Here is a 25,298-nt window from a genome sequence, read left to right as displayed (position 1 = left end):
GACCTACGGAAAAACACCCTCTAAGTGATATATATCTTGATAACTACTGTTTGACTTGTTAGACTTTAATCCGACAAAACCTTAAAAAGGAGCGCACCATGCAAACCGCCAAACTCTTTCAAAACGGCCGCAGCCAAGCCGTGCGGCTGCCTGCGGCGTTCCGCTTTTCGGGCGATGAAGTTTATATCCGCCGCGACGAAGCCACGGGAGATGTGATTTTGTCGCAACGCCCGAGCGATTGGCAGGGCTTTATCGCCGCCGCCGCAGAACTGTCCGAACACGACGTCATCGAGCGCGATACCGCCGCGCAGCAGCGCGACCCGTTTGCAGACTGGCAGGAGTAACCGTGATTTACCTTTTGGATACCAATATGGTCAGCCATATTCTGCGCCGGCAGCCCAATGTGATGGCAAAACTGCAAAGCGTGCCGATGGCTGATCTGCATATCTCGGCGGTTACCCACGCCGAGTTGGTGTACGGCTTGGCCAAGAAACCCGATGCGGTCAAACTGCACCGCGCCGTGCATGAATTTTTGCTGCGCGTGGCTGTACTGCCGTTCGACGAACAGGCAGGCAGCCGTTACGGAAGTTTTAAAGCACAAGCCGAGCAGGCAGGCAAAAGCCTCGCCCCACTGGATATGATGATTGCCGCACACGCATCGGCTGTCGGCGCGGTATTGGTCAGCAATGATGCCGCTTTCCGGCAAATCGCCGGTTTAAATGTAGAAGACTGGACAAAGCCCTAGGGTCTGTTGACAATTGACCGGCGAAGCGGTTTTTTGAGGCAAAAACCGCGTATGCAAGGCAAAAAGCGCAGCAAGGTTGGACACCTGCGGGCATTTTTAACGCCGCAGACGGGGATTTTTGACCAAAAACACCGCCGTTGCGTTAATTGTCAACAGACCCTAGGGGCTGTCGACATTTAACCGACGAAGCGGTTTTTTGAGGCAAAAACCGCGTATGCAAGGCAAAAAGCGCAGCAAGGTTGGACACCTGCGGGCATTTTTAACGCCGCAGACGGGGGATTTTGGCCAAAAATACCGCCGTTGCGTTGAATGTCGACAGACCCTAGCAAGCGTGGGTTGGGTTGCAAACCCGACAAATCCATAAAAAGCTTTTTGCAAAGTCGGGTTTAACAACCCAACCTAGCAAATAGTTACCCCCAACCCGTCTTGAATTCCTTTCAGACGGCCTTAAATGAAACAAAAGAAACCGATTAACCGATAAATCCGCACAAGGAACCACATCATGGCATACAGCGACAAAGTGATCGATCACTACGAAAACCCCCGCAACGTCGGCTCGTTCGACAAAAACGACGAATCGGTCGGCACCGGCATGGTCGGCGCGCCCGCCTGCGGCGACGTGATGAAGCTGCAAATCAAAGTTAACGAACAAGGCGTGATTGAAGACGCAAAGTTCAAAACCTACGGCTGCGGCTCGGCCATCGCCTCGTCCAGCCTGATTACCGAATGGGTGAAAGGCAAAAGCCTTGACGAAGCGCTGGCCATCAAAAACAGCGCCATTGCCGAAGAGCTGGAACTGCCGCCCGTGAAAGTGCACTGCTCGATTCTGGCCGAAGACGCGATTAAAGCCGCCGTTTCCGACTACAAAAAGAAAAAAGGCGTTTAACCGTTCAGACGGCCTGCAACGGTTTAAAACATGCAAGGCCGTCTGAAAGCAGATTTCAGAAAGGAAGCACCGTGCCCTTTACCGAAGCAGAAACCCAATCCCTATTGGCCGAAAAAGGCATAGGCAAAACCGTGTTGCAGCGTTTGCAGCAAATGGGCTTGGACGATGTGTCCGCCCTTGCCGCCGCCGACCCTGAAGACATATTGCAGCAGGGTGCAGCTCTGACCGGATCGAGCTGCTGGAAAAACAGCCCGCAGGCCAAAGCCGCCGTTGCGGCGGCGGTTGCTTGGGCGAAACGGCAAACCCAAGTCTGAGGCGGGCAATACGGTTCCACTTAATTTGGCAACCGTGCCGTCATACCCGGAGCGGGTCCGAGTATAACGCAATCTGATTTTTCTTAAAGTTGATTGACTGCCTACCCGCCCGTTTAAACCCTTGCCCGGCCGACTCACGGTCTGCATATTTTGGCATCACAAGGATTAAGACAATGATTACCCTAACCGAAAAAGCCGCCGACCATATCCAAACCTTCCTCGCCAAACGCGGCAAAGGCGAAGGCATCCGCTTGGGCGTGAAAACCAGCGGCTGCTCCGGCATGGCCTATACTTTGGAATTTGTCGATGACGTGCAGCCCGAAGATTTGGTATTTGAAGGCTTCGGTGTGAAAGTGTTCGTCGACCCCAAAAGCCACGTTTACCTCGACGGCACCGAGCTTGACTACACCAAAGAAGGCTTGCAGGAAGGTTTTAAGTTCCAAAACCCCAACGTAAAAGACGAATGCGGCTGCGGCGAAAGCTTCCATGTTTAGCAGGCAAGCAATGTATAGTGAGCCAACACAAGAAAAAACACATGCGCCATAATCCGGCTTGTCCCGAGTATGACGCAACGGTTATGAAAAACTTGATCAGTTTCACTATAACGCCCTACCCCGCCTTTCAATAAGCCGAGACCTTTGCAAAATACCTAAAGGCCGTCTGAAAAAATAAACTGTTCCCCAATACTTGGACAAGTTAAGAAACCTTTGCCCCCCCCCGGATACGGATGCAGTTCAAGGCGTAGCAGCGCAGCGGGCGCAGACATATCAAATACAAGGCTGGGCGGGCGAGCAGCGCACAACGCAGAAATGCGCCGCAGACGGGGATTTTGCAAAAGTCTCGTTAAGAATCTTTCTCAAACGGCCTGTTGTTCTTATCCGCTTTCATCATCAGGGCGCACGGCGGTATCGGTTCAAAACCCGCCGGCCATGCTATACAATAGCCACACCATATCAGCCTTATCGGGGAATTCTATGAACTACGTCAAGCAGACGCCCAGCAGCATCGCGCCCAATCTCGATAATTACCACCAATGGCTAGTCGGCTACACCGCCAAACTGAACGACAACGATGCCCAAATCCTGCTCAACGCCCGCAAACTGGCCGAAGCGCATTACCCCGTCGATGCCCTCACCCCCAACGGCGAACCGCTGTTAAGCAACGTGCTGGGCGCGGCGCAGATGGTGGCCGGTATGGATTTGCTGCCCGAAGCGGTGGCCGCCACCATACTCACCGATATTTCTTCGTTTGCCGCCAACTGGCAGGAAACGGTTACCGAAAAATGCGGCGCAAACGTATGCAGTTTGGTGAAAGGCATCGACGAAGTTCAGAAACTCACCCACTTCGCCCGCGTCGACAGCCTCGCTACGCCGGAAGAGCGCGCCCAGCAGGCCGAAACCATGCGCAAAATGCTGCTGGCGATGGTGGGAGATATCCGCGTGGTACTCATCAAGCTTGCGCTGCGCACCCGCACCATGCAGTTTATCGGCACGCTGCCCGACAGCGGAGACAAACGAGCACTGGCCAAAGAAACGCTGGATATTTTCGCCCCGCTCGCCAACCGCCTGGGCGTGTGGCAGCTCAAATGGCAACTTGAAGATTTGGGCTTCCGCCACCAAAATCCCGAAAAATACAAAGAAATCGCCCGCCTGCTCGACGAAAAGCGCACAGAACGGATCGAATACATCAACAGCTTTCTGAGCAGCCTTCGCACCGAGTTAGACAAATACGGCATCCGTTACGATGTGGCCGGCCGCCCCAAGCATATTTATTCCATTTATAAAAAAATGGTGAAGAAAAAGGTCGGCTTTGAGGGTTTGTACGACATCCGCGCGGTGCGCATCCTTGTAGAAACCGTGCCGGAATGCTACACCACGCTCGGCATCGTCCACAGCTTGTGGCGGCCCGTACCGGGCGAGTTCGACGACTATATCGCCCAGCCCAAAGGCAACGGCTACAAAAGCCTGCACACGGTGGTGGTAGGCCCCGAAGACAAAGGCGTGGAAGTGCAAATCCGCACCTTCGATATGCACCGGTTCAACGAATTCGGCGTGGCCGCCCACTGGCGCTATAAAGAAGGCGGCAGGGGCGACAGCGCCTACGAGCAGAAAATCGCCTGGCTGCGCCAACTGCTCGAATGGCGCGAAAACATGGCCGACAACGGCCGCGAAGATTTGGCCGGTGCCTTCCGCACCGAACTTTTCAACGACACCATCTACGTACTCACGCCTCACGGTAAAGTGTTGTCGCTGCCCGCCGGCTCCACCCCCATCGACTTCGCCTACGCCCTGCACAGCAGTGTCGGCGACCGCTGCCGCGGCGCCAAAGTCGACGGCCAGATCGTGCCGCTTTCCACCCCGCTCGAAAACGGCCAGCGCGTAGAAATCATCACCGCCAAAGAAGGCTCGCCTTCGGTAAACTGGCTTCACGAAGGCTGGGTGAAATCCAACAGGGCCATCAGCAAAATCCGCGCCTTCATCCGCCAGCAAAATGCCGACACCGTGCGCGAAAACGGCCGCAACCAGCTTGAAAAACAACTGGTTAAAGTATCACCCAAACCCAATCTGCAAGACTTGGCCGAAAAACTTGGCTTTAATAAAACCGACGACCTCTACACCGCCGTCGGCCAAGGCGAAGTGTCGCCGCGCGCCATTCAGAAAGCCTGTGGCACACTGGTCGAGCCGCCCCCGCCGCCGCTAAACGAAACCACTATCGTCAAACAGTCTAAAATCAAAAAAGGCGGCAAAAACGGCGTGCTGATCGACGGCGAAGACGGCCTGATGACCACGCTGGCCAAATGCTGCAAGCCCGCCCCGCCCGATAACATCGTCGGCTTCGTTACCCGCGAACGGGGCATTTCGGTGCACCGCAGCAACTGCCCTTCATTCAAGCATCTGGCCGAACAGTCGCCCGACAAAGTGCTCACCGCCGCTTGGGCGCAGGCGCAGGAAGGGCAGGTTTTCGCCGTGGACGTGGAAATCCGCGCCCAAGACCGCAGCGGCCTGCTGCGCGACGTTTCCGACACACTCGCCCGCCACAAACTCAACGTTACCGCCGTGCAAACCCAAAGCCGCGATTTGGAAGCGAGTATGCGTTTCACGCTGGAAGTGCGCCAAGTAGGCGACCTGCCGCGCGTGCTGGCCAGCCTGGCCGAGGTAAAAGGCGTGTTGAGCGTTACGCGGCTGTAATCTTGGGGGTTTGGGGTCAATTGTCGGCAGCCCCAAAGCCGTCTGAACGCATTCAGACGGCCTGGGTAAAAACAACCGGAATCAACATTTTTTTCTTGAAGAAAAATATATTTTCCGGGCAATATAAGACCCTGCAAATGCCAAAGAAATGCATAGGGCGACATAAACAGGATCAGGCCAGTCGGTCAGCCTGTTTATGACGAAATATACAGACATACCCGCCAAAGCGCCCGTTATGATGAAAGCCGTCAGTTTCATGGCACTTGATTCTCAAGGTTAATCGGCAGGAATATTACCGTTTTTAATATCCTTGGCTACCGAATTAATACGATTTCGAGCCACAGCATCCCAATCAGTTGTTTCAATTCCATGCCCGATGGCCGCTCCGGCCGCAACACCCCACGGAGAACGGGTAAATCCCCCTACTATACTGCCGATTGTCACACCCCAGCCAGGCTGACTTGCTCCGGAAACATACTGCAGCTCATGTGTTGCCAAAGTTTGCATAATCACACTCCTTTATAAAACAGATTGATAAATAACCACATAAACTTCACATGGTTCTTTTCCGACAACCTCGTTTTTAAGAAGTTTCTTGAATTTTCATTTTTTTAAGAAGCCGCTTTCCGATTTAAATCCGGTTAAGGGTTTTTAATGATATAAGTATCGTAAAAACCCTCCGGACATATAAAAAGGCTGTGTTTTGATAGTGGATTGACGGGTATCAAAACACAGCCGATAAAATACCGTTTTCAGACGGCCTTTTGCCAACCTAAAGCCGCTGTGCCAAGTGTTTCACAATCTCAGTGGCGGCCCGGTTTTTGTCGGTTTCGGGAAACGCGGTTTCACCGTATCCGTCGATAATGGTGATGCGGTTGACGGCTTTGCCCATCGCGGCGGCCACGTCATTGGCTACCAGCATGGGAATGCCTTTCTTCAGGCGCTTGGCGCGGGCGTATTCGAGCACGTTTTCACTTTCGGCGGCAAAGCCTACGCAAAAAGGCGCATCGGCCAGTTTGGCCACGGCGGCGAGAATGTCGGGGTTTTCGGCCAGTTCGATAACGGGCGGTGCGCCGGCGGGGTTTTTCTTCAGCTTTTGCGCGCTGCTGTTTTTCACTTTGTAGTCGGCCACGGCGGCCACCGAAATGAAAACGTCTTGCCCGCCGATGCGGTTCATCACCGCGCGGTACATGGCTTCGGCGCTCACGGCCTGCTCGGTGTGAGCCAAACCGGCGGGTATGCCTGTTTGAATCTGGCCGTAAACCAGCGACACTTCCGCTCCGGCGGCGCGGCAGGATCGGGCGAGCGCCATGCCCATTCGGCCGCTGGAAATATTGGTGATGCCGCGCACGGGGTCGATGGCTTCAAACGTTGCGCCTGCCGTTATCAGCACTTTTTTGCCCTGCAATAATTTGCCGGCCCACATATCGGGCAGCAGGTCGGCCAGCTCGGCGGCTTCGGGCATACGGCCTACGCCGGTTTCGCCGCAGGCCTGCTCGCCTTCGGCGGGCTGGAACACGGTGATGCCGTCTGCAAGCAGCTGTGCGATATTGCGTTGGTTGGCGGGGTTGAACCACATTTCCACATTCATTGCGGGTGCCACGGCCAGCGGGCATTTGCGCGCGGCGGCCAGATTAGTGAGCAGGTTGTCGGCGATGCCGTACGCGATTTTGGCGATGGTATTGGCACTTGCGGGGGCAATCAGAAACACATTGGCTTCGCGGGTGAGGTTGATGTGCGCCATACCGTTGCCACCGGTCCCGCCGCTGTGTGTTTCGGCCAGCACGGGGTTGCCGCTTAAGGCTTGAAAGGTGAGCGGCGAAACGAATTCGGTGGCGGCGCGGCTCATCGCCACGGTTACGCTGTGGCCCTGCTTTTTCAAGAGGCGCACGAGTTCGCAGGATTTATAGGCGGCAATGCCGCCGCTGATGCCGAGTAGGATGTGTTTGCTCATAATCAATTTTGTTTGGGTGTGAAAGCCGGAACCTTTGGCCGTCTAAAAACACGGCCTGCGCTTTTTCAGACGGCCTTATCGGTTGGAAACGGCTGTAATCGACGCTAAAGCCTGCTGCTGGTACCGCACCAGCTCGGCCACGCCTTTCTGCCCCAATCTGATCAACTCGCCCAGTTCCGCCACACTGAACGGCGCACCTTCCGCCGTGCCCTGTATTTCGATGATTTTGCCCGAGGCGGTCATCACCATATTGACATCGCTCTCGCAGCCGGAATCTTCGGGGTAGTCCAAATCCAGCAGCGGCACGCCGCCGACCACGCCGGCCGACACCGCCGCCACGGCTTCGCGCACGGGGTTGTGCAGCAGCATACCCGCCGCCAATAATTTATCCACCGCCATCTGCAAAGCCACAAATGCGCCCGTGATGCCGGCGGTGCGCGTGCCGCCGTCGGCTTGGATAACGTCGCAGTCGATTAAAATCTGCCGCTCGCCCAAGCTTTCCAAATCCACCACCGCACGCAGCGAGCGGCCGATCAGGCGCTGGATTTCCTGCGTGCGCCCGCTCTGTTTGCCCGCCGCAGCCTCGCGGCGCATACGCGAAGCGGTGGATGCGGGCAGCATGCCGTATTCCGCCGTTACCCAGCCCTGCCCTTTACCGCGCAGAAACGGCGGCACGTTTTCGTCAACCGATGCAGTGCAGATTACTTTGGTGTTGCCGCATTCAATTAACACCGAGCCGTCGGCATGGGGCAGAAAACCGGGGGTGATGCGGATTTCGCGCAAAGCGTCGGCAGCGCGCGAAGTGCGGGTGTAGGCAGTCATCGGTTTTATTCCTCAAATTCGATACGCGCGGATTATAACATGCGCAGATATGGTATATTTCGGCCGATTTCACCCGCAAACACCACACGGAGTAAAACACCATGACCATCCACAGCATGACCGGCTTTGCCAACGCCGCAGGCGAATGCGGCGCCAAACGCATCAACTTGGAAGTGCGCGCCGTCAACCACCGCTATCTCGACGTGCAGTTCCGTATGCCAGACGATTTGCGCCATCTCGAAAGCAGCCTGCGCGAAAGCATCGCCAAGTGCGCCGCCCGGGGCAAGCTCGAGTGCCGCATCCAGATTCAAGACATCGCATCAGGCGCGCAAAGCCTGAGCGTGAATCAGGATTTGGTGGCGCAACTGGCCGAGATCAACAAAAAATGGCGCAAAAAACACGAAGGCTTGGGCAAGCTCACCGTGGCCGATATTTTGAAGTTTCCTGGCGTGCTCGCCAGCCAAAACGAAGACGAAGAAGCCTTCGCCCAAACCGTGCAGCAACTGTTAAACCAAGCCTTAACCGATTTTGCCGCCGCCCGGGCGCGCGAAGGCGGAAAACTGGCGCAGCACCTGCTGGGCCGCTTAGACGAAATGGAAAACATCATCAACAACTTAAGCGGCATTTTCCCCGGCCTGCTCGAAGCGCATATGGAAAAAGTGAGGGGCCGTCTGAAAGAGGCGGTGGCAACCATCGACAACGACCGCCTGCAACAGGAATTCACCCTGTTTATGCAGAAGTCCGACGTCGACGAAGAATTCAGCCGCCTGCGCACCCACATCGGCGAAGTGCGCCGCATCGTTACCACCGCCAAAGGCAGCGTGGGCAAACGTTTGGATTTTCTGATGCAGGAACTCAACCGCGAAGCCAACACGCTGGGCAGCAAGGCCATCGCCGCCGAATGCACGCAGGCATCGGTGGAATTGAAAGTGCTTATCGAGCAGATGCGCGAACAGGTGCAGAATATCGAATAAACGCTTGTCCCTGATTTATTGTATTTTTATCATATTTATTTGCCGTCATACCCGGACTTGACCCGGGTATGACTGCTGTGTTTTCCACATAAAACCAGAGATTCTGCAAACCCATGCAGGCCGTCTGAAAATCATTTTCAGACGGCCTGCCGCCTTTCAAAAACAACCCCGCCCGCAGCCGTTCCGCCCTACCCGCCCTGTGCTACAATTCCATTCCCTTTTCCACTTCACCGCAAACCGCCATGACCGCACCCGCCATCGAACACGTTCAAGCCGTTGCCTTTGATTTGGACGGCACGCTCTGCGATTCCGTGCAAGACCTCGCCGCCGCCGCCAACGCCACCCGCGAACACATGGGGTTGCCGCCGCTGCCCGAACACACCGTGGAAAGCTACGTCGGCGACGGGCTGGCCAACCTCGTCCACCGCGTGCTCACCGACAGCCGCGACGGCCAAGTAGACCAAAACCGCTGGGAGCAGGCGTTTACCTTTTTCATCCGCTACTACCGCGAACACCTGAGCGTGTTCACCCACCCCTATCCCGAAACCGAAGCCGGCTTGGGCCTGCTCAAATCGCTGGGCATTCCGCTGGTGGTGATTACCAACAAAAACGAAGTGCTGGCCGCCGAGCTGCTCAAACAGCTGCACTTGGCCGACTATTTCAGCCTGATACTCGGCGGCGACAGCCTGCCCGAGAAAAAACCCAGCCCGCTGCCGCTGCTGCACGCCGCCGAAGTGCTCGGCATCGCCCCCGCCGATATGCTGATGGTGGGCGACTCCGCCAACGACATCCTCGCCGCCAAAGCCGCGGGCTGCCTGAGCGTGGGCGTAACCTTCGGCTACGGCGACATGACCCTGCTCTCGCAAGAGCCTGCCACCAAACCCGACTGGCTGATCGGCTCGCTGCCCGAAATCTACGAAAACCTGCAACCGCAAAAAGTGCAGGACGAATAACGTTGAGGCCGTCTGAAATCCTTTTCAGACGGCCTCAAACATTCCTGAAAAACCCTTTTCCAGCCCGCAATGAAACCGCAAAAATCCCTGCGCGCCCGCGCCCTCGACATTCTTTCCCGCCAAGAAACCAGCCGCGCCGAACTCAAACGCAAGCTCACCCCGCACGCCGAAAGCGAAGAAGAACTCGAGCTGCTTTTAAACGAACTGGCCGAACGCCGCTGGCAGTCCGACGAGCGTTTCGCCGAAACCTACGTGCACAGCAAAAGCCGCCAACACGGCCGCCTGCGCCTGCAACAGGCTTTGCAGGCCAAAGGCGTGAGCGAAGACACCGCGCGCAGTTTCCTGCCCGACCGCGACAGCGAACTGCAAACCGCCGTGGCCGTGCTGCGCAAAAAGTTCAAAGCCCCCGCCGCCGATTTGAAAGAAAAACAAAAGCAGGCGCGCTTTCTCGCCTATCGGGGTTTTGATACGGACATCATTCAAACCGCTTTAAAAAACAGCTGGAACGATGATGAAGAACAAGAATAACCTCAGACTTTCAGAATATATCCGCAACCCGGCCCGCCTTTCAGTCAGTTGAAACGTACAACCGAAGCCCCGTTATACAGAACGGCCTGCCGCAAACAGCACAGAAAAACAGGCAGGTGCCGCAGCACAGTCGGGCCTTTCCGCCATACTCATTCGTGAAGTGCTTCCGGGACAGCATGTTTATGCAGCCGGTACCAACCGGTCAGACGGTACAGGCACAGGCAGGCAACGAGGGGCTGGCAGACGGCAATAACCAGGTATCGGGGGGAGTCGGAAGCGACGGTTTCACTGCCGCCTGCCAACTTGATTAAAGCCCACGCCCACTGCCAAAGGGACGGTATGCTGAAAGCGAGCACGGCCACCAGGCCGAGTGTGCGGAAAACGCCGATAGGCAGAATCTGCCGCTGCATCACACTGCGGTTGAGTTTCAGCAAAGTCCACAAACCAAAGCCGATAATCACCGCCATACCGCCGTTTACCGCCACCTGGAAGCCGCTGAAAGCAATATCGGGAGAAACGGGCAGCCCGCCTTTCGGCAAACGGGTTTGAATCAGATTGAAACTCTGCAGGATGCCGACGGCAAAAGTGTATGCCATATCGGCCAATATCAGCCATACCGGCAACGGTGTCAGTAAACGGTTCATATTTCAAAACGGATAAAAAGTGCAGTTTAAAATATTTTAAATATCGGTATCGATGCTGTCGTTTTAACTGATCAGGCAGCTTCTTTTTTCGGCCTGAACGTGGGCTTCAAACGGATATAAAGCGTGCGTTTGGCGACGGCAACGGTTTCGCCGTTTTTGTCGAACACGCGCACGGGGATTTCGGGCAGGTATTTTTCGCCGTTTTTGGTGTTCTCGTAAATATCGTGCAGCATTTCGTCGGTGATACGGCATTCGATGAACACGGCGCCGCGGCCGGGTTTGATAAAGTCGATATGGGCGGATTTGTCCCACACATAATACCGTTTGCCTATCATGCCGTTGAGCATGGCCGAGTAGGATGCGTCGGTTAGGGCGAACAGGCTGCCGCCGAACTGCGCGCCGTGTACGTTGCGGGTGCCCGGCCAGTCTTTCAGAGTGGCCTTCATATAGCGGAAATCGTCGGAAAGCTCGGTGATGCGGATGCCGCTGAAAAAAAGCGGCGGCCAGAAGTTCAGCATCAGGCGCGTCCAGCGGGCACTGTCGGTGCGTATTCTCATTTGAAACATGGTGGGGAACGGGTTGCGGGTTTTCAGACGGCCCGGGCGGCTTGCAAAGGCCCAGCCTTATTCGTTACCGGTTTTAAAAAATACTTTGCCGGTTTTCAGCGCGTTGCCGTCGGCATCGGTCAAAGGGGTTGCTGCGGCAGAAAATTTAATCACGGCCAGATTGGTGCTGCCGCTGCCGGTTAAAGCACTGTTGATGATGATGCCGGCTTCTTCGCCGCCGCTGTGCACCGCCGTGCCGGCGGCTTCGAGCGAGGGGCTTTCGAGTACGGCCAAACCGCGTTTGACCTGGCCTCTGTATTGGGCGCGGGCGATGATTTCCTGTCCGGGGTAGCAGCCTTTTTTGAAATGCACGCCGCCGATGGTGTGCTGGTTGAGCATTTGGGCGACGCAGCTTTCGCTGGTGGCGGCGCTGATCCACGGATAACCGCTTTCGATTTCGTGCAGGTTCCAGGCGTTTTCAGCAGCGGCGTCATATGTGGGCAGATCTGCCGCCACGCCGATTTTCAGACGGCCTTGATGGGGCAGCATAATAGTCCACACGCCGTTGTTTTCTTCTGCGGAAAATGGAAGGGAAGGACTTTCGGCGGGTTGCGGCGGGGTTTGCGGCGGCAGTTCGCAGGCGGCGGCAAAATCCGGCAGCGGCTCGAACACGGCTTTGGCGCGCAAAACAAACATACGCAGGCGTTTGGTTACGGTTTCGGCCAAATCAGCGGCCAGCACCAGCAGCAAATCGCCGCCACGGTTGAGCACCAGCATATTGGCAATCACGCGGCCTTTGGGGGTGTTATAGGTGGCGTAACAGGCTGCTCCGGGTTGCAGGTTGTTGATATCGTTGGAAAGCTGACCGTGCAGAAAGGCGGCGCGGTCGTCGCCGGTAACGCGGATCAGGCTGAAAAACGGTAAGCGGGTTTGCATGGCGGAAATCCTTTGTGTGTGCAGCCTGCATTTTAACCTCTGCGCTTTGCGGCTTAAAGGGGGGGGGGGGCGGCTGCTTTATCACAGCGGGCAGAAAAATGCTTTGCCTGCCGGTGCCGTTAAAAATACTGCAAGCCTTTGTCAGATGAAGATTTACTGACTTTATCCGTTTTGTTAACCTGTCGGATTTCTTTATCCACATCGGCCGCATCGACGGAAACGACCGTTTCTACCGACAAGCTTGACAACTTAAATTTTATTATAATATATTGATAAATATAATGTTTTTATTATGGCTTAATTTTTGTGCAACCGTTGCCGAAGCCCGATTTTTCGGGAAAAACACGCTGGTTTCACAAACTTTCCACACAGTTATCCACAACTTTTGTGGGCAAACCGTAAAGGCTTGAACAGGCTTAAATTTAACCGCTTGTTATTAATAAACCAATATAAAAAAGCAGGACAAAATCCTGCTTTTTTATCGGCACTTAACAGGTGCCCTTCAATGCTCTGCCCAGTCGCCCTTAATCGGCCGCGCATAATAAGCCAGCACAGCAATCATGCACACTTCAATGGACACCGACCAATAAATGTGGCCGAGAAACTCGCTGATGTGTTCCGCCGCATTGAGGTTCCACATCCAGCCTACCGCGCCGTCGGCATAGGCCGGGTTGCGGAAACCGAACATCGGAATCAGCAGCCCGTGCATCACCACGGTAATCAGAATACCGTAAAACGCGCCGTACCACAGGCGGATTTTCGGCCAATACACCGAACCCCACACATAAACAAAGGCAAACACAAAGCTGAACAGCCAGTGGTAAAGCGTTACCGCGCCCAACACGCTGTTGCCTTGATACACATAATCCAGCGAGTGCTGGTTGAAACCGAGCCAACCCAGCCATGCATCAATATTTGCACCGGGCGGCGAAATTTCGCCGGGCATGCGCGGCGGCATGTTCACTTCAGACCCCCATTTCACCAGCGAGCTGAAAAAGCCGCCGATCAGGGTGGTCCAAAGAATCACTTTGCGGTTGGTTGGAGAAGCGCATAATTTAGTCATATTTGAGATCCTTTTTCATTTATGATAATTGCGCCCGCTAGACTATCCGGATACAAATAAGTTCCCGGCATAAGGCCGTCTGAAACAGGAAGGTGCCGGTTGTTTAACCTAAAGCAAATAAAAAGAACATGTCATACTCGGATCAAGCCCTAGGGTCTGTTGACAATTAGCGCAACGGCGGTATTTTTGGTCAAAAATCCCCGTCTGCGGCGTTAGGTAGCGTAGCGGACTTGCGAAGCTAAAATGCTCGCAAGGTGTTCAACCTTGCTGCGCTTTTTGCCTGGCATACGCGGTTTTTGCCTCAAAAAACCGCCTCGCCGGCCAATTGTCAACAGCCCCTAGCATGACGGAACGGTTACTAAATGAGACCTTTGCAAAACCTCCGGATGTGGATGCAGTTCAAGGCGTAGCAGTGCAGCGGGCGCAGGCATATCAAGTACAAAGCTAAGCGGGCGGGCAGCGCACAACGCAGAAATGCGCCGCATCCGGGGGGGGGGTTGCAAAGGTCTCTAAATAAATGGCTTAGCTATGAAACAGGCCGTCTGAAATTTCAGACGGCCTGTTTTGAATTTTTATTGGAATACCCTGCACTTTTTATCCACCCTGCTGCCGCCGGCAAAAAAACCACCTTTGTCCTCACAGGTACTGGCGCTGCTTTCACATACCACGGCAGTGAGCGATTCGTTGATTTTGACAACGCGGGCTTCGCCGTTTTTATCGAATGCAACGGCTTTCAAGGTGAATTTGCCGTCGCGCGCGCCGCGGGCGTTTCCTTGCGGGCGGATACAGAAATGTTCTGTTTCGGTATGCGGCAAAACCGGCCATGTGGTGGAGGTTTGCTTAAACGAACGGTGCTGCTGATAAAAGCGCTCCATAAAATGGGCGTTTTGCAGCAGCACCGTGCGGGCATGGTTCAAACGGGTGTCGCGGACATATTTTTGATAAGCGGGAACCGCAATCACGGCCAAAACAGCCGATATGGCTATAACAGCGAGCAGTTCAAGCAATGTGAATCCTTGTCGGCAGGCATTCTGCATGGTTTTCCCCTTTATTTTCGGTTTGCGGGAAAGTATGCGCACACCCGGTTCGGTTGTAAAGAAAAAAACGTGTGTTTTTAGCTTGTTGTATGATTATTTATACATATAGCATTCTTCGTTTGCCGATGCATTTTCTTTGCATAAAGTAACCACCCCGTTACCGTCTATCTTCATATAGCGGTTTTCATTGGGGTTTTTATCGTTGTGCTTTGCAGTCAAGATATAGTTGTTTTCGCCGCTTGCTTGGTAGCTGATATCAAAATACTCATTCTGCTTTAAAGATTCTTGTACATCTGATGCATCGGCTTGACTAGGAGGGAAACGGCGGTTCTGCGCATAATAACGCTCCATCATCTGAGCATTGATCATCAAATCGGCACGCACGCTTTCCAGGCGTGTTTGGCGGACATAGGTTTCGTAAGATGGATAGGCGATGGTGGCCAGAATGGCCAAGATAAGCACCGCAATCATCAGTTCGATGAGGGTAAAGCCTTGTTGTTGCGTTTTCATGTTGTGTCTGTATCGGATAAGTGAGTCGTCGGTTTGTTTATTAAAGAAGCGGGTATGCCTCATGCACCTTTCTAAGCCGAACATGTATAGTATAAATATACTAAACCAGATGCTTAAGATTGCAAAGTATAAATTGATTTCATTTTTTTAGCGCGCAAATGCGATATTTGGTATCGTAAATATACCAAGCGGAACAATTTAATTAAGAAACTGTTGTATTTTATGTTTACGGATAAGCACGGCAAGCGGGAAAATTTGTAAAAATTTCTCCCCGCCAGTGTAAAAGCAATAAAAAAATACATTTAATAACAATTAGTTAATATTTATTTTTTTATGCTTTACGCTTGGCGGCCCACTTCTTTTGCAGTAAACTCTCGCCCGTTTGTTGGCTTGTTTTTCAAAAATATCCGTAACTGATAATCTTAAATATTGGAACATTATGGCAAAAGCGATTAAATGGATTGCAGGTTTGGCTGCTGCAGCAGCATTGGGCTTTGCGGCATGGACTTATTTCAAACCTAAAAACGAGGTGAACTACCTTACCCAGCCGGTAAGCCGCATCAACATCCGCCAAACCGTGAGTGCAACAGGAGAAATTTCGGCGGCACAATTGGTTACCGTGGGTTCGCAGGCTACAGGGCAGATTAAAAAACTGCATGTAAAAATCGGCCAGCAGGTGAAAAAAGGCGATTTGATCGCCGAAATCGATTCGACTACGCAAATCAATACACTCAATACCAACAAGGCCAGGCTGGAAACCTATAAAGCCCAGCTGGTTTCCGCCGAAATCAAACAGCGCACCGCCGAAAAGAAATATAAGCGCGAAAAAGCGCTGTGGGCGGAAGATGCCACTTCGAGGCAGGAACTTGAAGACGCGGAAGACGCTTTGGCTTCGGCAAAAGCCTCTGTGGCCGAATTAAAGTCTTCAATCAAACAAACCCAGATTTCAATCAATACCGCCGAAACGGATTTGGGCTATACGCGCATCGTAGCCACCATGGACGGCACCGTAGTGTCCATTCCGGTGGAAGAAGGCCAAACGGTTACCGCCGTGCAGAGTATTCCCACTGTTATCCAATTGGCTGATTTAAGCAAAATGCTGAATAAAATGCAGATTGCAGAAGGTGATGCGGGCAAGGTTAAAGCCGGCCAGAATCTGACGTTCACGATTCTTTCACAGCCCGACACCCCCCGCAGCGCCGTTATCGACACAGTCGATCCGGGGCTGACCACGATGTCGAAAGGTTCTTATACGACCAGCACCGACACAACCGATACGGCAGTCTACTACTATGCCCGTTCACTGGTTCCGAACGAAGACGGCTCGCTGCATATCGGCATGACCACCGAAAACACCATCGTCATTAATAAAGCGGATAATGTGCTGAGCGTGCCGAACCTGGCCGTTAAAACCAAAAACGGCAAGAAAGTTGTGCGCATCCTGGGAGCGAAAAACCAAGTGCAGGAACGCGAAGTAAAAACCGGTTTGAGCGACGGCACCAACACCCAGATTATTTCGGGTGTGAAAGAAGGCGAAAACGTGATTATTTCCGAAGCCACCGCCGCCGATGCAAAAAATAACGGCCGCCGCGGCGGAGGCCCGATGGGGCCGATGTAACGGGAGGCCGGCAATGAGTTTGATCGAATGTAAAAACATCAACCGTTATTTCGGCAGCGGCGACAACCGCGTGCACGTTTTGAAAGATGTCAGCCTCACCATAGAAAAAGGCGACTTCGTGGCGATTATCGGCCAATCCGGTTCGGGAAAATCCACACTGATGAATATTCTCGGCTGCTTGGACACCGCCACTTCCGGGTCTTACAAAATAGACGGGGTGGAAACGGCGAAAATGGCCGCCGACGAACTGGCAGGCCTGCGCCGCAAGCGCTTCGGCTTTATTTTCCAGCGCTACAATCTAATCAGCGCGCTCAACGCCCGCGACAATGTGGCTCTGCCCTCGGTGTATGCGGGCATGGAACATGCAGAACGTAACAGGCGTGCCGACAGCCTCTTGCATGATTTGGGTTTGGAAACCAAAGAAGACAACAAACCCAGCGAACTTTCAGGCGGCCAGCAGCAGCGTGTGAGTATCGCCCGTGCGCTGATGAACGGCGGGGAAATCATTTTGGCCGACGAACCCACCGGCGCACTGGATACCCAATCGGGCGAAAACGTGATGGAAATCATTCACGGCCTGCACAAACAGGGTCATACCATTATTTTGGTAACGCACGATCCGGGCATTGCCGCCAATGCCAACCGCGTAATTGAAATCCGCGACGGCGAAATCATTGCCGACACCAGCAAAAACACCGAAATCGCCCCCAGCAGCGTGGAGAGCATCAAAGAAAACACCTCGTGGCTGTTTTTCAAAGACCAGTTTATGGAGTCGTTCCGCATGTCGGTGCAGGCGATTACGGCACATAAAATGCGCTCGCTGCTGACCATGCTCGGCATCATTATCGGCATTGCCTCGGTGGTGTCGGTGGTTGCCTTGGGGCGCGGATCGCAGGAAAAAATCCTGGCCGACATCAGCGCCATCGGCACCAACACCATCAGCGTACATCCGGGGCGCGGCTTCGGCGACCGCCGCTCGGGCAGGATACGCACACTGACCATCAGCGATGCCGAGGCGATTGCCAAACAGGGTTATGTAGACAGCGTAACGCCGATGGTTTCATCAAGCGGCACAGCCACCTACCGCAATATTGACGCCACCGCCCAGCTTTACGGAGCGGGCGAACAGTATTTCGACGTGCGCGGCATCAAGATCGCCGAAGGCCGCCTGTATAACGATGACGACGTGAAAAACAATGCGCAGGTGGCGGTTATCGACCAAAACACCAAAGACAAGTTTTTTTCAGACGGCACCAACCCCATCGGCAAAACCATTTTGTTTAAAAAACGCCCGCTGAAGGTTATCGGCATCACCGAAAAAGACAACAGCGGTTTCGGCAGCAGCGAAAACCTGCAGATATGGGCGCCCTACACCACTGTTATCAACCAGATAAGCGGCCAGCGGCACATTAATTCGATTACGGTAAAAATCAAAGACAACGTCAATTCGCAGGCTGCCGAAAACAGCTTGGACGAGCTTCTGCTCTCGCGCCACGGCGTAAAAGACTTTTTTATGCAAAACAGCGACAGCATCAAACAAACCGTTGAAAGCGCAACCGGCACCATGACGCTGCTGATTTCGTGCATCGCCCTGATTTCGCTGGTGGTGGGCGGCATCGGCGTGATGAACATCATGCTGGTTTCGGTTACCGAACGCACGAAAGAAATCGGTATCCGCATGGCCATCGGGGCGCGGCAGAGCAATATCCTGCAGCAGTTTCTGATAGAAGCCGTGCTGATCTGCCTGATCGGCGGTTTGGCAGGCGTGCTGTTTTCTTTCGGAATCAGCGTGGTGTTCAATTATTTTGTCAAAGATTTCGCCATGTCTTTTTCAACCCTCTCCATCGTGGCCGCCGTAACCTGCTCCACCGCCATCGGCGTGGTGTTCGGCTTTATGCCCGCCAAACGCGCCTCGCAGCTGAACCCCATCGACGCACTGGCACACGATTAATCTGTTTTCAGACGGCCTTTGCAGCACTAAAAGGCCGTCTGAAAAAAAAGGAAACGACAATGAAACGCAAACTGTTTGTCCAAACGGCCGCAAGCATCGGCGTGCTGCTCGCCCTGAGCGCCTGCGCCGGCACCCCTTCCGCCCGCCCGGAGCTGACGCTCGAAGCAACCGGCAACGTGATTCCGGCCGAAGAAACCGCACAACGTTATGACTTAAACACAGAATGGTGGGGCATTTACCGCGACAGCCGCCTCAACAGCCTGATCGGCCAGGCATTTGCCAACAATGCCGATCTGAAAAAAGCGGCAGTCAGTGTGAATAAAGCCCTGTATCAGGCCAATATCGTCGGGGCGGAGCTGGTGCCCGGGTTCAACGGCTCGCTTGGTGCGTCCAAATCCAAAAACCTGAAAAGCGGCGGCAGCAGCCAATCATTCAGCAGCCAGCTCGGCCTGAGTTATGAGATAGATTTGTGGAAGAAGCTCAAGGCTCAGGCAGATGCGCAGGTATGGGAATACCGTGCCACCCGGCAGGATTTGGAAGCCGCCCGCCTCACGCTCGCCAACAACGTGGCCGACGCCTATTTCAATATCGCCTATTTAAACGAAGCCGTCGCCCTCACCGAAAAGTCAATCAAACAATACCAAAGCATTAACCGTATCGCCTCGGCCAAATACAAATACGGCAAAGCCGATTCTTCCGAACCGCGCCAGTCGCAGCAGTCGCTGCTTGCGGCGCAAAGCAGCCTGCTCCAGCTTAAAGGCAGCCGCGAAACGCTGGAAGAAACCCTGCGCAACCTGCTGAACCTGAAACCCGGCGAAAACATGGCGGCCCAACCTGCAAGCTTCCGCCTGCCCGATGCGAAAGGCGTCGACCTGAACGTGCCCGTAGCCACCCTGGCCAACCGCCCCGACCTGCGCGCCGCCGAATACCGCCTGCAGTCTTCTCTGAAAAGCTTGGATGCCCAAAAGCGCAGCTGGTATCCGAGTATTACTCTGGGTGCCACACTCAGCAGTTCGTCGGATAAGGCAAAAACTGCATTTGATGTGCCTTTTTTGGGCGGTTCCGTGCAAATCAACCTGCCCTTCCTAAATTGGAAAACTTTAAAATGGCAGAATAAAAACGCCCAAGCCGATTTTGAAAATGCCGGTTTGAATTTCGAGCAAACCTTGGTTTCCGCTTTAAACGAAGTGTTCGGCAATTACCAGAAATACGCCCGTGCTGAAGAAAACCTGAACAATACTCGTAAAAAACACGCACTCGATCAAAAAAACAGCCGTTATTACCAAATGCGCTACCAATACGGCAAAAACGAGCTGAAAGACTGGCTCGGGGCACTCAACACCGAATACTCGTCTGCCCAAGACCTGATCAACCAGCGCTATGAAGTACTGAAATATGAAAACATGGTGTATAAATCGATGGCCGGACGCTACACGCCCAAAGGTGTGAGATAAACCGGGGAAACCTTTGCAAAGTTTGTTGAGGCCGTCTGAAACGATTTTCAGACGGCCTCGACTTTTGCCAAACCGATTTCAGGCCGGGATCTTTGCAAAAATATGTTTTAATCCTGAATTTATTTATGTTTCGTCATACCCGGGCTTAACCCGGGTATCTGTTATTTCTTTTGAAACAAAAAGATGTTCGGGTAAAGCCCGGGCATGACGCAGAGGTTTTAAGATGTGGAAAGGAATTTCACAAAGGTTTCAGGCCGTCTGAAACATCAAACCGCCCCCGTTACAACTGCGCCAACCTTTCCACCGGAGGGGCGTAATAATACGCGCCCGACACGGCGGCGGTAACGTGTTGGAGCAGCAGGTCGGTTTGGCCGTCGGTTTCGCCGAACATGCTCAAAAGCTGGGCTTCGATGTTGTGCAGCGTGCCGCAATAGGCGATAAACATCAAGCCGTGTTCGCCCGATGCGGTGCCGTAAGGCAGGCTGCGGCGCACGATTTTCAGGCCGACGCCGTTTTCTTTCAGGTTGACGCGCCCGAGGTGCGAATCGGGCAGGCGCACGTCTTTGCCGAATTCTTCGTCGCTCTGTTTGGTGCGGCCGACGGCGGCTTCTTGTTCGGCCAGCGGCACCTGGTTCCATTTTTTCAAATCGTGGCGGTATTTTTGCAGCAGCACATAACTGCCTCCCGCGTCGGGCTTGTCTGCGGCGATGGTGCCGATACGGCGGATGTCGTCGGTTTCGTGCGGGTTTTCGGTGCCGTCCACAAAGCCGTCGAGGCCGCGGTTTTCAATCCAGCGGAAACCGTGGGTTTCGTCGGCCACTTTGATGCTGCCGCCGAAAATTTCCAAAAGCGCCATCGCCAGCGTGAAATTGACATCAGGGCGCAGCGATTGGATATGGAACATAATATCGTGCTGGGTGGCGGGAGCGAGGCCGTTGCCAAGCACGCGGAAGGGTTTGATTTCGCTGCCTTCTTCCGTATGCCCGAACGCCGCCCATGCTTCGCTGCCGAAAGCGATGGTCAGACCCAATACGGCGTCGGGATATTGCCGTTGCAGTCCGGCCAAGGCTTCAAGGCTCTGCGCGCAGGCGGTTTTGATGTGCCCGAGGCCGCCCGGCACGATGTCGGCTTCGATAAAAACGGCGGCTTTGCTGCTTTCGGGAATAATGGCGCTTTGCGGCTGGTTCATAGTTGGGTTCCTTTCATAAATGTGTTTTCAGACGGCCTCATCATGATAGAGGCCGTCTGAAATCTGATGATGGATTATAACAAATGCGGCGGTTGCTTTTCTTTACTTTCGCGTGCGTTTTTCTGCTGAAACGGCGTGTTAAAATCCGCCGCCATTATTGATACGGGATAGTTTATGCGCATTGTGTTTTTTATTGCCGTGCTGCTGCTGATGCAGCTTTTCACGTTCGGCCTGGGGCGGTCGCTGCAATGGCTGTCCGCCCCTGTTATCGGCGCGCGCGGCAGGCGCCGGCTGATGGGGCTGGCGTTTCTGGTAACCAATTCGCTGATTGCCGGCCTGCTGCTGCAGTTGGGGCATGCCGTTTTCCGCTGGGCGGCGCTGTGGATGGTGGTTTTGCTGTTTGTGATGTATGCCGCGCTGGCCACGTTTCTGCTCTATCTCGTGCTGCGCCGCTTTATGCCGCAAAAGCCGATGTCGCGCAGCCTGCGGCTGTTTGCGCCGCTGTTCGTGATCGGCCTGTTCGGCGTGGCGCTGCATAATGCCTACACACCGGTTATCCGCCATGCCGAAATCAGCATCAACAAAAAACTTGAACAGCCGCTGCGCATCGGCATGGCCAGCGATATGCATCTGGGCATACTGTTCGGCGCCAAACGCCTAGACGAACTGGCCGCCATCATGAACCGCGAAAAAGTCGACATCATACTGCTGCCCGGCGATTTGATGGATGACAACGTTATCGCCTACCGTGCCGAAAACATGCGCCCCCGCCTTGAAAAACTGCGCGCGCCGCTGGGCGTGTATGCCACATTGGGCAACCACGACCTGTTCGGCCACGAACGCGAAATCTACGAAGAAGTAACCAAAGCAGGCATACGCGTGCTCGCCAATGAAAGCACGGTGATCGACAACCGCCTGCTGGTGGTGGGCCGTAACGACGATTTGGACACCAAGCGCCCCTCCACCGCCGAACTGCTGAAAAACCAAAACACCGCCCTGCCTGTTTTGCTGCTCGACCACCGCCCCACCGATATCGAAACCCATGCCAAGCTGCCGATCGACGTGCAGGTATCGGGTCATGTGCACAACGGCCAGGTTGCCCCCGCCAATTTGATCGTGCGCTTTCTCAACCGCTTGCATTACGGATACGAACAAATCGGCAACGGCCATTTCTTCGTTACCTCCGGCTACGGCTTCTGGGGCGTGCCGCTGCGCCTGGGTTCGCAATCGGAAGTGTGGATTATTGATGTGAAGGGGCAGCCTTAACCGGGGCAGCAGCCTTTACAGAGCCCGTAGCGGCCTATCAAACATCGGCCTGAATATGGGTTTTAATAGGGTCTGTCGACATTCAACGCAACGGCGGTATTTTGGCCAAAACACCCCGTCTGCGGCGTTAAAAATGCTCGCAAGGTGTTCAACCTTGCTGCGCTTTTTGCCTTGCATACGCGGTTTTTGCCTCAAAAAACCGCTTCGTCGGTTAAATGTCGACAGCCCCTAGGCATTTGGGTTGGTACAAATCGCTGAAAGTATTACCGTGCAAGGCTTTCAGCGATTTTTACCAACCCGGATTTCCATTAGGCCGAATGTCATTATCGATATTTTCGAATTATTTTTTATTTAAAATCAAATAATTGTATTATTTGACATTATTAGCAAAAGGCCGTCTGAAAACTTCAGACGGCCCGGCTGGCACTAATCAAACATTTATCCGGCAGGTTATGCACCAAACACTTTGAAACGGCCTTCCAGCAGTGCAAATGTTTTTTCGCCTGCTGCAGCCTCAATACCTCCAAACACCATTTGCGCACGTAAAGTCCATGAAGCAGGAATGCCCCACTCTTCGGAAACAGCCGCATCAATCAGCGGGTTGTAGTGTTGCAGGTTGGCACCGATGCCGGCGGCAGCCAGTGTTGTCCACACAGCATATTGGTGCATGGCGTCGGCCTGTTCCGCCCACACGGGAAAATTGTCGGCATAGGAAGGAAATTGTGCCTGCAGGCTTTTTACCACTTGCTGATCTTCAAAAAACAATACCGAACCGGCAGCAGCCTTAAACATCTCAAGCTTTTCCCGGGTGGGTTCGAATTTATCGGCAGGAACGATGGCGCGCAGTGCATCTTCGGCAAACTGCCACAATTTTTCATGTTCGGCACCAAACAGAACCACCACGCGGGTAGATTGCGAATTGAATGAAGAAGGTGTGTGCAGAACGGCGTGCTCGACGATGCCCGCCACTTCCGCCGCAGGCAGCGGCAGGTTTTTGTTTAAGGCATAAACCGAACGGCGTGTTTCCGCTGCCTGCAGGATATTTTGATAAGTCATGTTTTTTCCTTTCATAAATACAGATATATGATGCAGATTCAATAATATTAACGGGTTTCTTTTTTAAATGTATGGTCTAAAGCCCAAGCACCCCCGCCTGCCGCCGCCAAATAAAGGAACAAAAAGCTGTATAAAGCAGCCAGTTCGCCGCCGTTAACCAGCGGTATAAAAGGGTTGGGAGAAATATGGGCCATAAAATAAGCTGCCGCCATCTGGCCTGAAAGCACAAATGCAACAGGCCGCGTAAACAAACCCAGCAACAGCAGCAGGCCGCCGAATGTTTCGAGTATGCCGGCCAAACCGTAAACCGACATAATCTGCAAACCGTCAAACATTTCCATATGCGGCAAGGCAAACAGTTTGGCCGTGCCGTGCAGCATAAACATATAGGCTGCAACTATGCGCAGAATCGAAAGGATCACCGGCTGAAAGCGTGATAAATTATGCATAAATCAAATCCTGAATGTGTGTTTTTAAAAGAAGGCGGCAGTATAGCTGTTTAATATTAATTGATATACAATCTTTTTATTGAAATAACGTTTACTAATAAGAAAACATGGACACCCTGTTCAGCCTGAAAGTATTCCGCCAAGTGGTGCAAAACGGCAGCTTTACCCGTGCCGCCGGGCAGCTCGGCATTTCCACCGCCATGGCCAGCAAACACATCAGCCATCTTGAAAACACCATACAGGCCAAGCTGCTGCACCGCAACAGCCGTAACCTGCACTTAACCGAAACGGGCGAAGAATATTTCCGCCAATGCTGCTATGCACTCGAAACGCTGGAAACCGCCGCCCGCAAAGCCGCCAACGGCACCGGCAAACCGCAGGGCATATTGCGCATCACCATGCCGCAATGGTTTGCCAACCCCCGTTTCAGCAGTTGGCTGGCCGAATATGCCGCACATTATCCGGATGTGTCGCTCCATCTTGATTTGAGCAACCGCCATGCCGATCTGATTGCCGAAGGTTACGACTTAGCCTTGCGCGTATCCGATACCCCCAATCCTTCGCTGATTGTGAAACCGCTGGCCGATATAGAATTTCTGCTGCTCGCCTCGCCCGATTACCTGCGCCGCAACGGCGTGCCGAAAACACCTGAAGAGCTTGCCGACCATCCGGCGGTGCTGGCTTCTTATGTAGATATGAGCGGCATCGAAATACGCCACAAGGGCAGCGGCAGGCGAACCAAACTGGCCTTGAACCCTGTTACCCGCTCCAACAGCACGCTGATGACAGGCAGCCTGATCCGTGCAGGTGCCGGCATCGGCTACCAACCCGCATGGTGCGTGGACGAAGATCTGGCTTCGGGCAGGCTGGTGCAGCTGCTGCCGGATTACCATATTTTCACCACCAAACTATATGCGGCCTATATAGACCGCACGTTTTTAAGCGCGAAAGTACGCAGCTTTATCGATTTTTTAAGCGGGAAAACTACCGCTTGAATGCAGTGAAACATGCGGTGCAAGGCTTTTTTTTAAAATTCATTGAGGCCGCCTGAAACGCCCAAGTATCGTCATGCTCGGGTCCAGCCCGAGCATCTGTTTGTTTCAAAAGAAAAAGAGATACCCGGGTCAAGCCCGGGTATGACGGGATTTAAGGCATTTCAAGCGGCCTGAGACCTTTGCAAAAATCCCAAAACTCCTCTAAATTCCCCCTAACGGAT

At 53.7% G+C, this 25,298-nt stretch carries 27 protein-coding genes; 14 read left to right on the top strand and 13 right to left on the bottom strand.

Annotation, left to right across the window (positions count from 1 at the left end; genetic code table 11):
* Positions 1-98: 98 nt before the first annotated feature.
* The 6 genes from Q3970_RS03635 (at position 99) to Q3970_RS03605 (ending at position 5,133) form a co-directional block, all read left to right on the top strand.
* Positions 99-344 (top strand): antitoxin, encoded by a 246-nt coding sequence (locus Q3970_RS03635; protein ID WP_303099249.1) that lies wholly within the window; start codon positions 99-101, stop codon positions 342-344.
* A gap of 2 nt (positions 345-346) precedes the next feature.
* Positions 347-745, top strand: a complete 399-nt coding sequence (locus Q3970_RS03630) for a type II toxin-antitoxin system VapC family toxin (RefSeq protein WP_303099248.1) — start codon at positions 347-349, stop codon at positions 743-745.
* 502 nt (positions 746-1,247) lie between these two features.
* Entirely contained in the window at positions 1,248-1,631 is a 384-nt protein-coding gene (iscU, locus tag Q3970_RS03625; protein WP_303099247.1) for a Fe-S cluster assembly scaffold IscU, read from the top strand.
* 71 nt (positions 1,632-1,702) lie between these two features.
* Entirely contained in the window at positions 1,703-1,945 is a 243-nt protein-coding gene (locus Q3970_RS03620) for a recombinase RecA (RefSeq protein WP_303099246.1), read from the top strand.
* Between the two features lie 173 nt (positions 1,946-2,118).
* Positions 2,119-2,439 (top strand): iron-sulfur cluster assembly protein IscA, encoded by a 321-nt coding sequence (gene iscA, locus Q3970_RS03615; protein ID WP_303099245.1) that lies wholly within the window; start codon positions 2,119-2,121, stop codon positions 2,437-2,439.
* Between the two features lie 480 nt (positions 2,440-2,919).
* On the top strand, positions 2,920-5,133 hold the full coding sequence (locus Q3970_RS03605; protein WP_303099243.1) for a bifunctional (p)ppGpp synthetase/guanosine-3',5'-bis(diphosphate) 3'-pyrophosphohydrolase: 2,214 nt from the start codon (positions 2,920-2,922) through the stop codon (positions 5,131-5,133).
* Positions 5,134-5,409: 276 nt separating this feature from the next.
* Here the strand turns inward: Q3970_RS03605 and Q3970_RS03600 are convergent, their stop codons facing one another.
* The 3 genes from Q3970_RS03600 to rph form a co-directional block, all read right to left on the bottom strand.
* Positions 5,410-5,640, bottom strand: a complete 231-nt coding sequence (locus tag Q3970_RS03600) for a hypothetical protein (RefSeq protein WP_303099242.1) — start codon at positions 5,638-5,640, stop codon at positions 5,410-5,412.
* A 265-nt stretch (positions 5,641-5,905) separates the two neighbouring features.
* Entirely contained in the window at positions 5,906-7,087 is a 1,182-nt protein-coding gene (gene coaBC / locus Q3970_RS03595; protein ID WP_303099241.1) for a bifunctional phosphopantothenoylcysteine decarboxylase/phosphopantothenate--cysteine ligase CoaBC, read from the bottom strand.
* Positions 7,088-7,162: 75 nt separating this feature from the next.
* Positions 7,163-7,909: a ribonuclease PH gene (rph, locus tag Q3970_RS03590; protein WP_303099240.1), complete on the bottom strand. Its 747-nt coding sequence runs from the start codon at positions 7,907-7,909 to the stop codon at positions 7,163-7,165.
* A 101-nt stretch (positions 7,910-8,010) separates the two neighbouring features.
* Between rph and Q3970_RS03585 the strand changes: the two genes are divergently transcribed.
* The 3 genes from Q3970_RS03585 to recX all read left to right on the top strand — a co-directional run bounded on the left by Q3970_RS03585 (position 8,011) and on the right by recX (position 10,364).
* Entirely contained in the window at positions 8,011-8,883 is an 873-nt protein-coding gene (locus tag Q3970_RS03585; protein ID WP_303099239.1) for a YicC/YloC family endoribonuclease, read from the top strand.
* Positions 8,884-9,125: 242 nt separating this feature from the next.
* Positions 9,126-9,836, top strand: coding sequence for a phosphoglycolate phosphatase (locus tag Q3970_RS03580; RefSeq protein ID WP_303099238.1), 711 nt, complete (start codon positions 9,126-9,128; stop codon positions 9,834-9,836).
* A 69-nt stretch (positions 9,837-9,905) separates the two neighbouring features.
* Complete coding sequence (recX, locus tag Q3970_RS03575) at positions 9,906-10,364, top strand: recombination regulator RecX (RefSeq protein WP_303099237.1); 459 nt, start codon at positions 9,906-9,908, stop codon at positions 10,362-10,364.
* Positions 10,365-10,513: 149 nt separating this feature from the next.
* Here the strand turns inward: recX and Q3970_RS03570 are convergent, their stop codons facing one another.
* The 7 genes from Q3970_RS03570 to Q3970_RS03545 all read right to left on the bottom strand — a co-directional run bounded on the left by Q3970_RS03570 (position 10,514) and on the right by Q3970_RS03545 (position 15,099).
* Positions 10,514-11,008 (bottom strand): hypothetical protein, encoded by a 495-nt coding sequence (locus tag Q3970_RS03570; protein ID WP_303099236.1) that lies wholly within the window; start codon positions 11,006-11,008, stop codon positions 10,514-10,516.
* A gap of 71 nt (positions 11,009-11,079) precedes the next feature.
* On the bottom strand, positions 11,080-11,565 hold the full coding sequence (locus Q3970_RS03565) for a DUF4442 domain-containing protein (protein ID WP_303099235.1): 486 nt from the start codon (positions 11,563-11,565) through the stop codon (positions 11,080-11,082).
* A 66-nt stretch (positions 11,566-11,631) separates the two neighbouring features.
* Positions 11,632-12,489, bottom strand: coding sequence for a folate-binding protein YgfZ (locus Q3970_RS03560; RefSeq protein ID WP_303099234.1), 858 nt, complete (start codon positions 12,487-12,489; stop codon positions 11,632-11,634).
* 502 nt (positions 12,490-12,991) lie between these two features.
* Positions 12,992-13,552, bottom strand: a complete 561-nt coding sequence (locus tag Q3970_RS03555) for a DUF1440 domain-containing protein (RefSeq protein ID WP_303099233.1) — start codon at positions 13,550-13,552, stop codon at positions 12,992-12,994.
* A 338-nt stretch (positions 13,553-13,890) separates the two neighbouring features.
* On the bottom strand, positions 13,891-14,037 hold the full coding sequence (locus Q3970_RS10715) for a lipoprotein signal peptidase (protein ID WP_368494368.1): 147 nt from the start codon (positions 14,035-14,037) through the stop codon (positions 13,891-13,893).
* Between the two features lie 87 nt (positions 14,038-14,124).
* Positions 14,125-14,589 (bottom strand): type IV pilin protein, encoded by a 465-nt coding sequence (locus tag Q3970_RS03550; protein ID WP_303099232.1) that lies wholly within the window; start codon positions 14,587-14,589, stop codon positions 14,125-14,127.
* Between the two features lie 93 nt (positions 14,590-14,682).
* Positions 14,683-15,099, bottom strand: a complete 417-nt coding sequence (locus Q3970_RS03545; protein ID WP_303099231.1) for a type IV pilin protein — start codon at positions 15,097-15,099, stop codon at positions 14,683-14,685.
* Between the two features lie 439 nt (positions 15,100-15,538).
* On the opposite strand from Q3970_RS03545, the gene Q3970_RS03540 reads away from it, so the two are divergent.
* The 3 genes from Q3970_RS03540 to Q3970_RS03530 are packed head-to-tail and all read left to right on the top strand — an operon-like array spanning position 15,539 to position 20,122.
* A complete protein-coding gene (locus Q3970_RS03540) occupies positions 15,539-16,717 on the top strand; it encodes an efflux RND transporter periplasmic adaptor subunit (RefSeq protein ID WP_303099230.1) in 1,179 nt (392 codons plus the stop codon).
* A gap of 13 nt (positions 16,718-16,730) precedes the next feature.
* Positions 16,731-18,668 (top strand): MacB family efflux pump subunit, encoded by a 1,938-nt coding sequence (locus tag Q3970_RS03535; RefSeq protein ID WP_303099229.1) that lies wholly within the window; start codon positions 16,731-16,733, stop codon positions 18,666-18,668.
* 59 nt (positions 18,669-18,727) lie between these two features.
* Positions 18,728-20,122: a TolC family protein gene (locus Q3970_RS03530; RefSeq protein WP_303099228.1), complete on the top strand. Its 1,395-nt coding sequence runs from the start codon at positions 18,728-18,730 to the stop codon at positions 20,120-20,122.
* 280 nt (positions 20,123-20,402) lie between these two features.
* Here Q3970_RS03530 and Q3970_RS03525 read toward each other — a convergent pair whose 3' ends face one another.
* Positions 20,403-21,311 carry a Dyp-type peroxidase gene (locus Q3970_RS03525; protein WP_303099227.1) on the bottom strand — a complete coding sequence of 303 codons (909 nt, stop codon included), beginning with the start codon at positions 21,309-21,311 and terminating at the stop codon, positions 20,403-20,405.
* A 174-nt stretch (positions 21,312-21,485) separates the two neighbouring features.
* On the opposite strand from Q3970_RS03525, the gene Q3970_RS03520 reads away from it, so the two are divergent.
* Positions 21,486-22,577 (top strand): metallophosphoesterase, encoded by a 1,092-nt coding sequence (locus tag Q3970_RS03520; RefSeq protein WP_303099226.1) that lies wholly within the window; start codon positions 21,486-21,488, stop codon positions 22,575-22,577.
* Between the two features lie 450 nt (positions 22,578-23,027).
* Here Q3970_RS03520 and Q3970_RS03515 read toward each other — a convergent pair whose 3' ends face one another.
* Together Q3970_RS03515 and Q3970_RS03510 are read right to left on the bottom strand one after the other, a co-directional pair.
* On the bottom strand, positions 23,028-23,633 hold the full coding sequence (locus tag Q3970_RS03515; protein ID WP_303099225.1) for a nitroreductase family protein: 606 nt from the start codon (positions 23,631-23,633) through the stop codon (positions 23,028-23,030).
* Positions 23,634-23,680: 47 nt separating this feature from the next.
* Positions 23,681-24,082 (bottom strand): DoxX family protein, encoded by a 402-nt coding sequence (locus Q3970_RS03510; protein WP_303099224.1) that lies wholly within the window; start codon positions 24,080-24,082, stop codon positions 23,681-23,683.
* A gap of 107 nt (positions 24,083-24,189) precedes the next feature.
* Between Q3970_RS03510 and Q3970_RS03505 the strand changes: the two genes are divergently transcribed.
* Complete coding sequence (locus tag Q3970_RS03505; protein ID WP_303099223.1) at positions 24,190-25,077, top strand: LysR family transcriptional regulator; 888 nt, start codon at positions 24,190-24,192, stop codon at positions 25,075-25,077.
* The last annotated feature ends 221 nt before the right edge of the window (positions 25,078-25,298 follow it).

It is taken from the genome of Neisseria sp. (assembly GCF_030530745.1).
In the GTDB taxonomy this organism is placed as follows: Bacteria; Pseudomonadota; Gammaproteobacteria; order Burkholderiales; family Neisseriaceae; genus Neisseria.
This window is presented reverse-complemented; position numbering and strand designations above follow the sequence as displayed.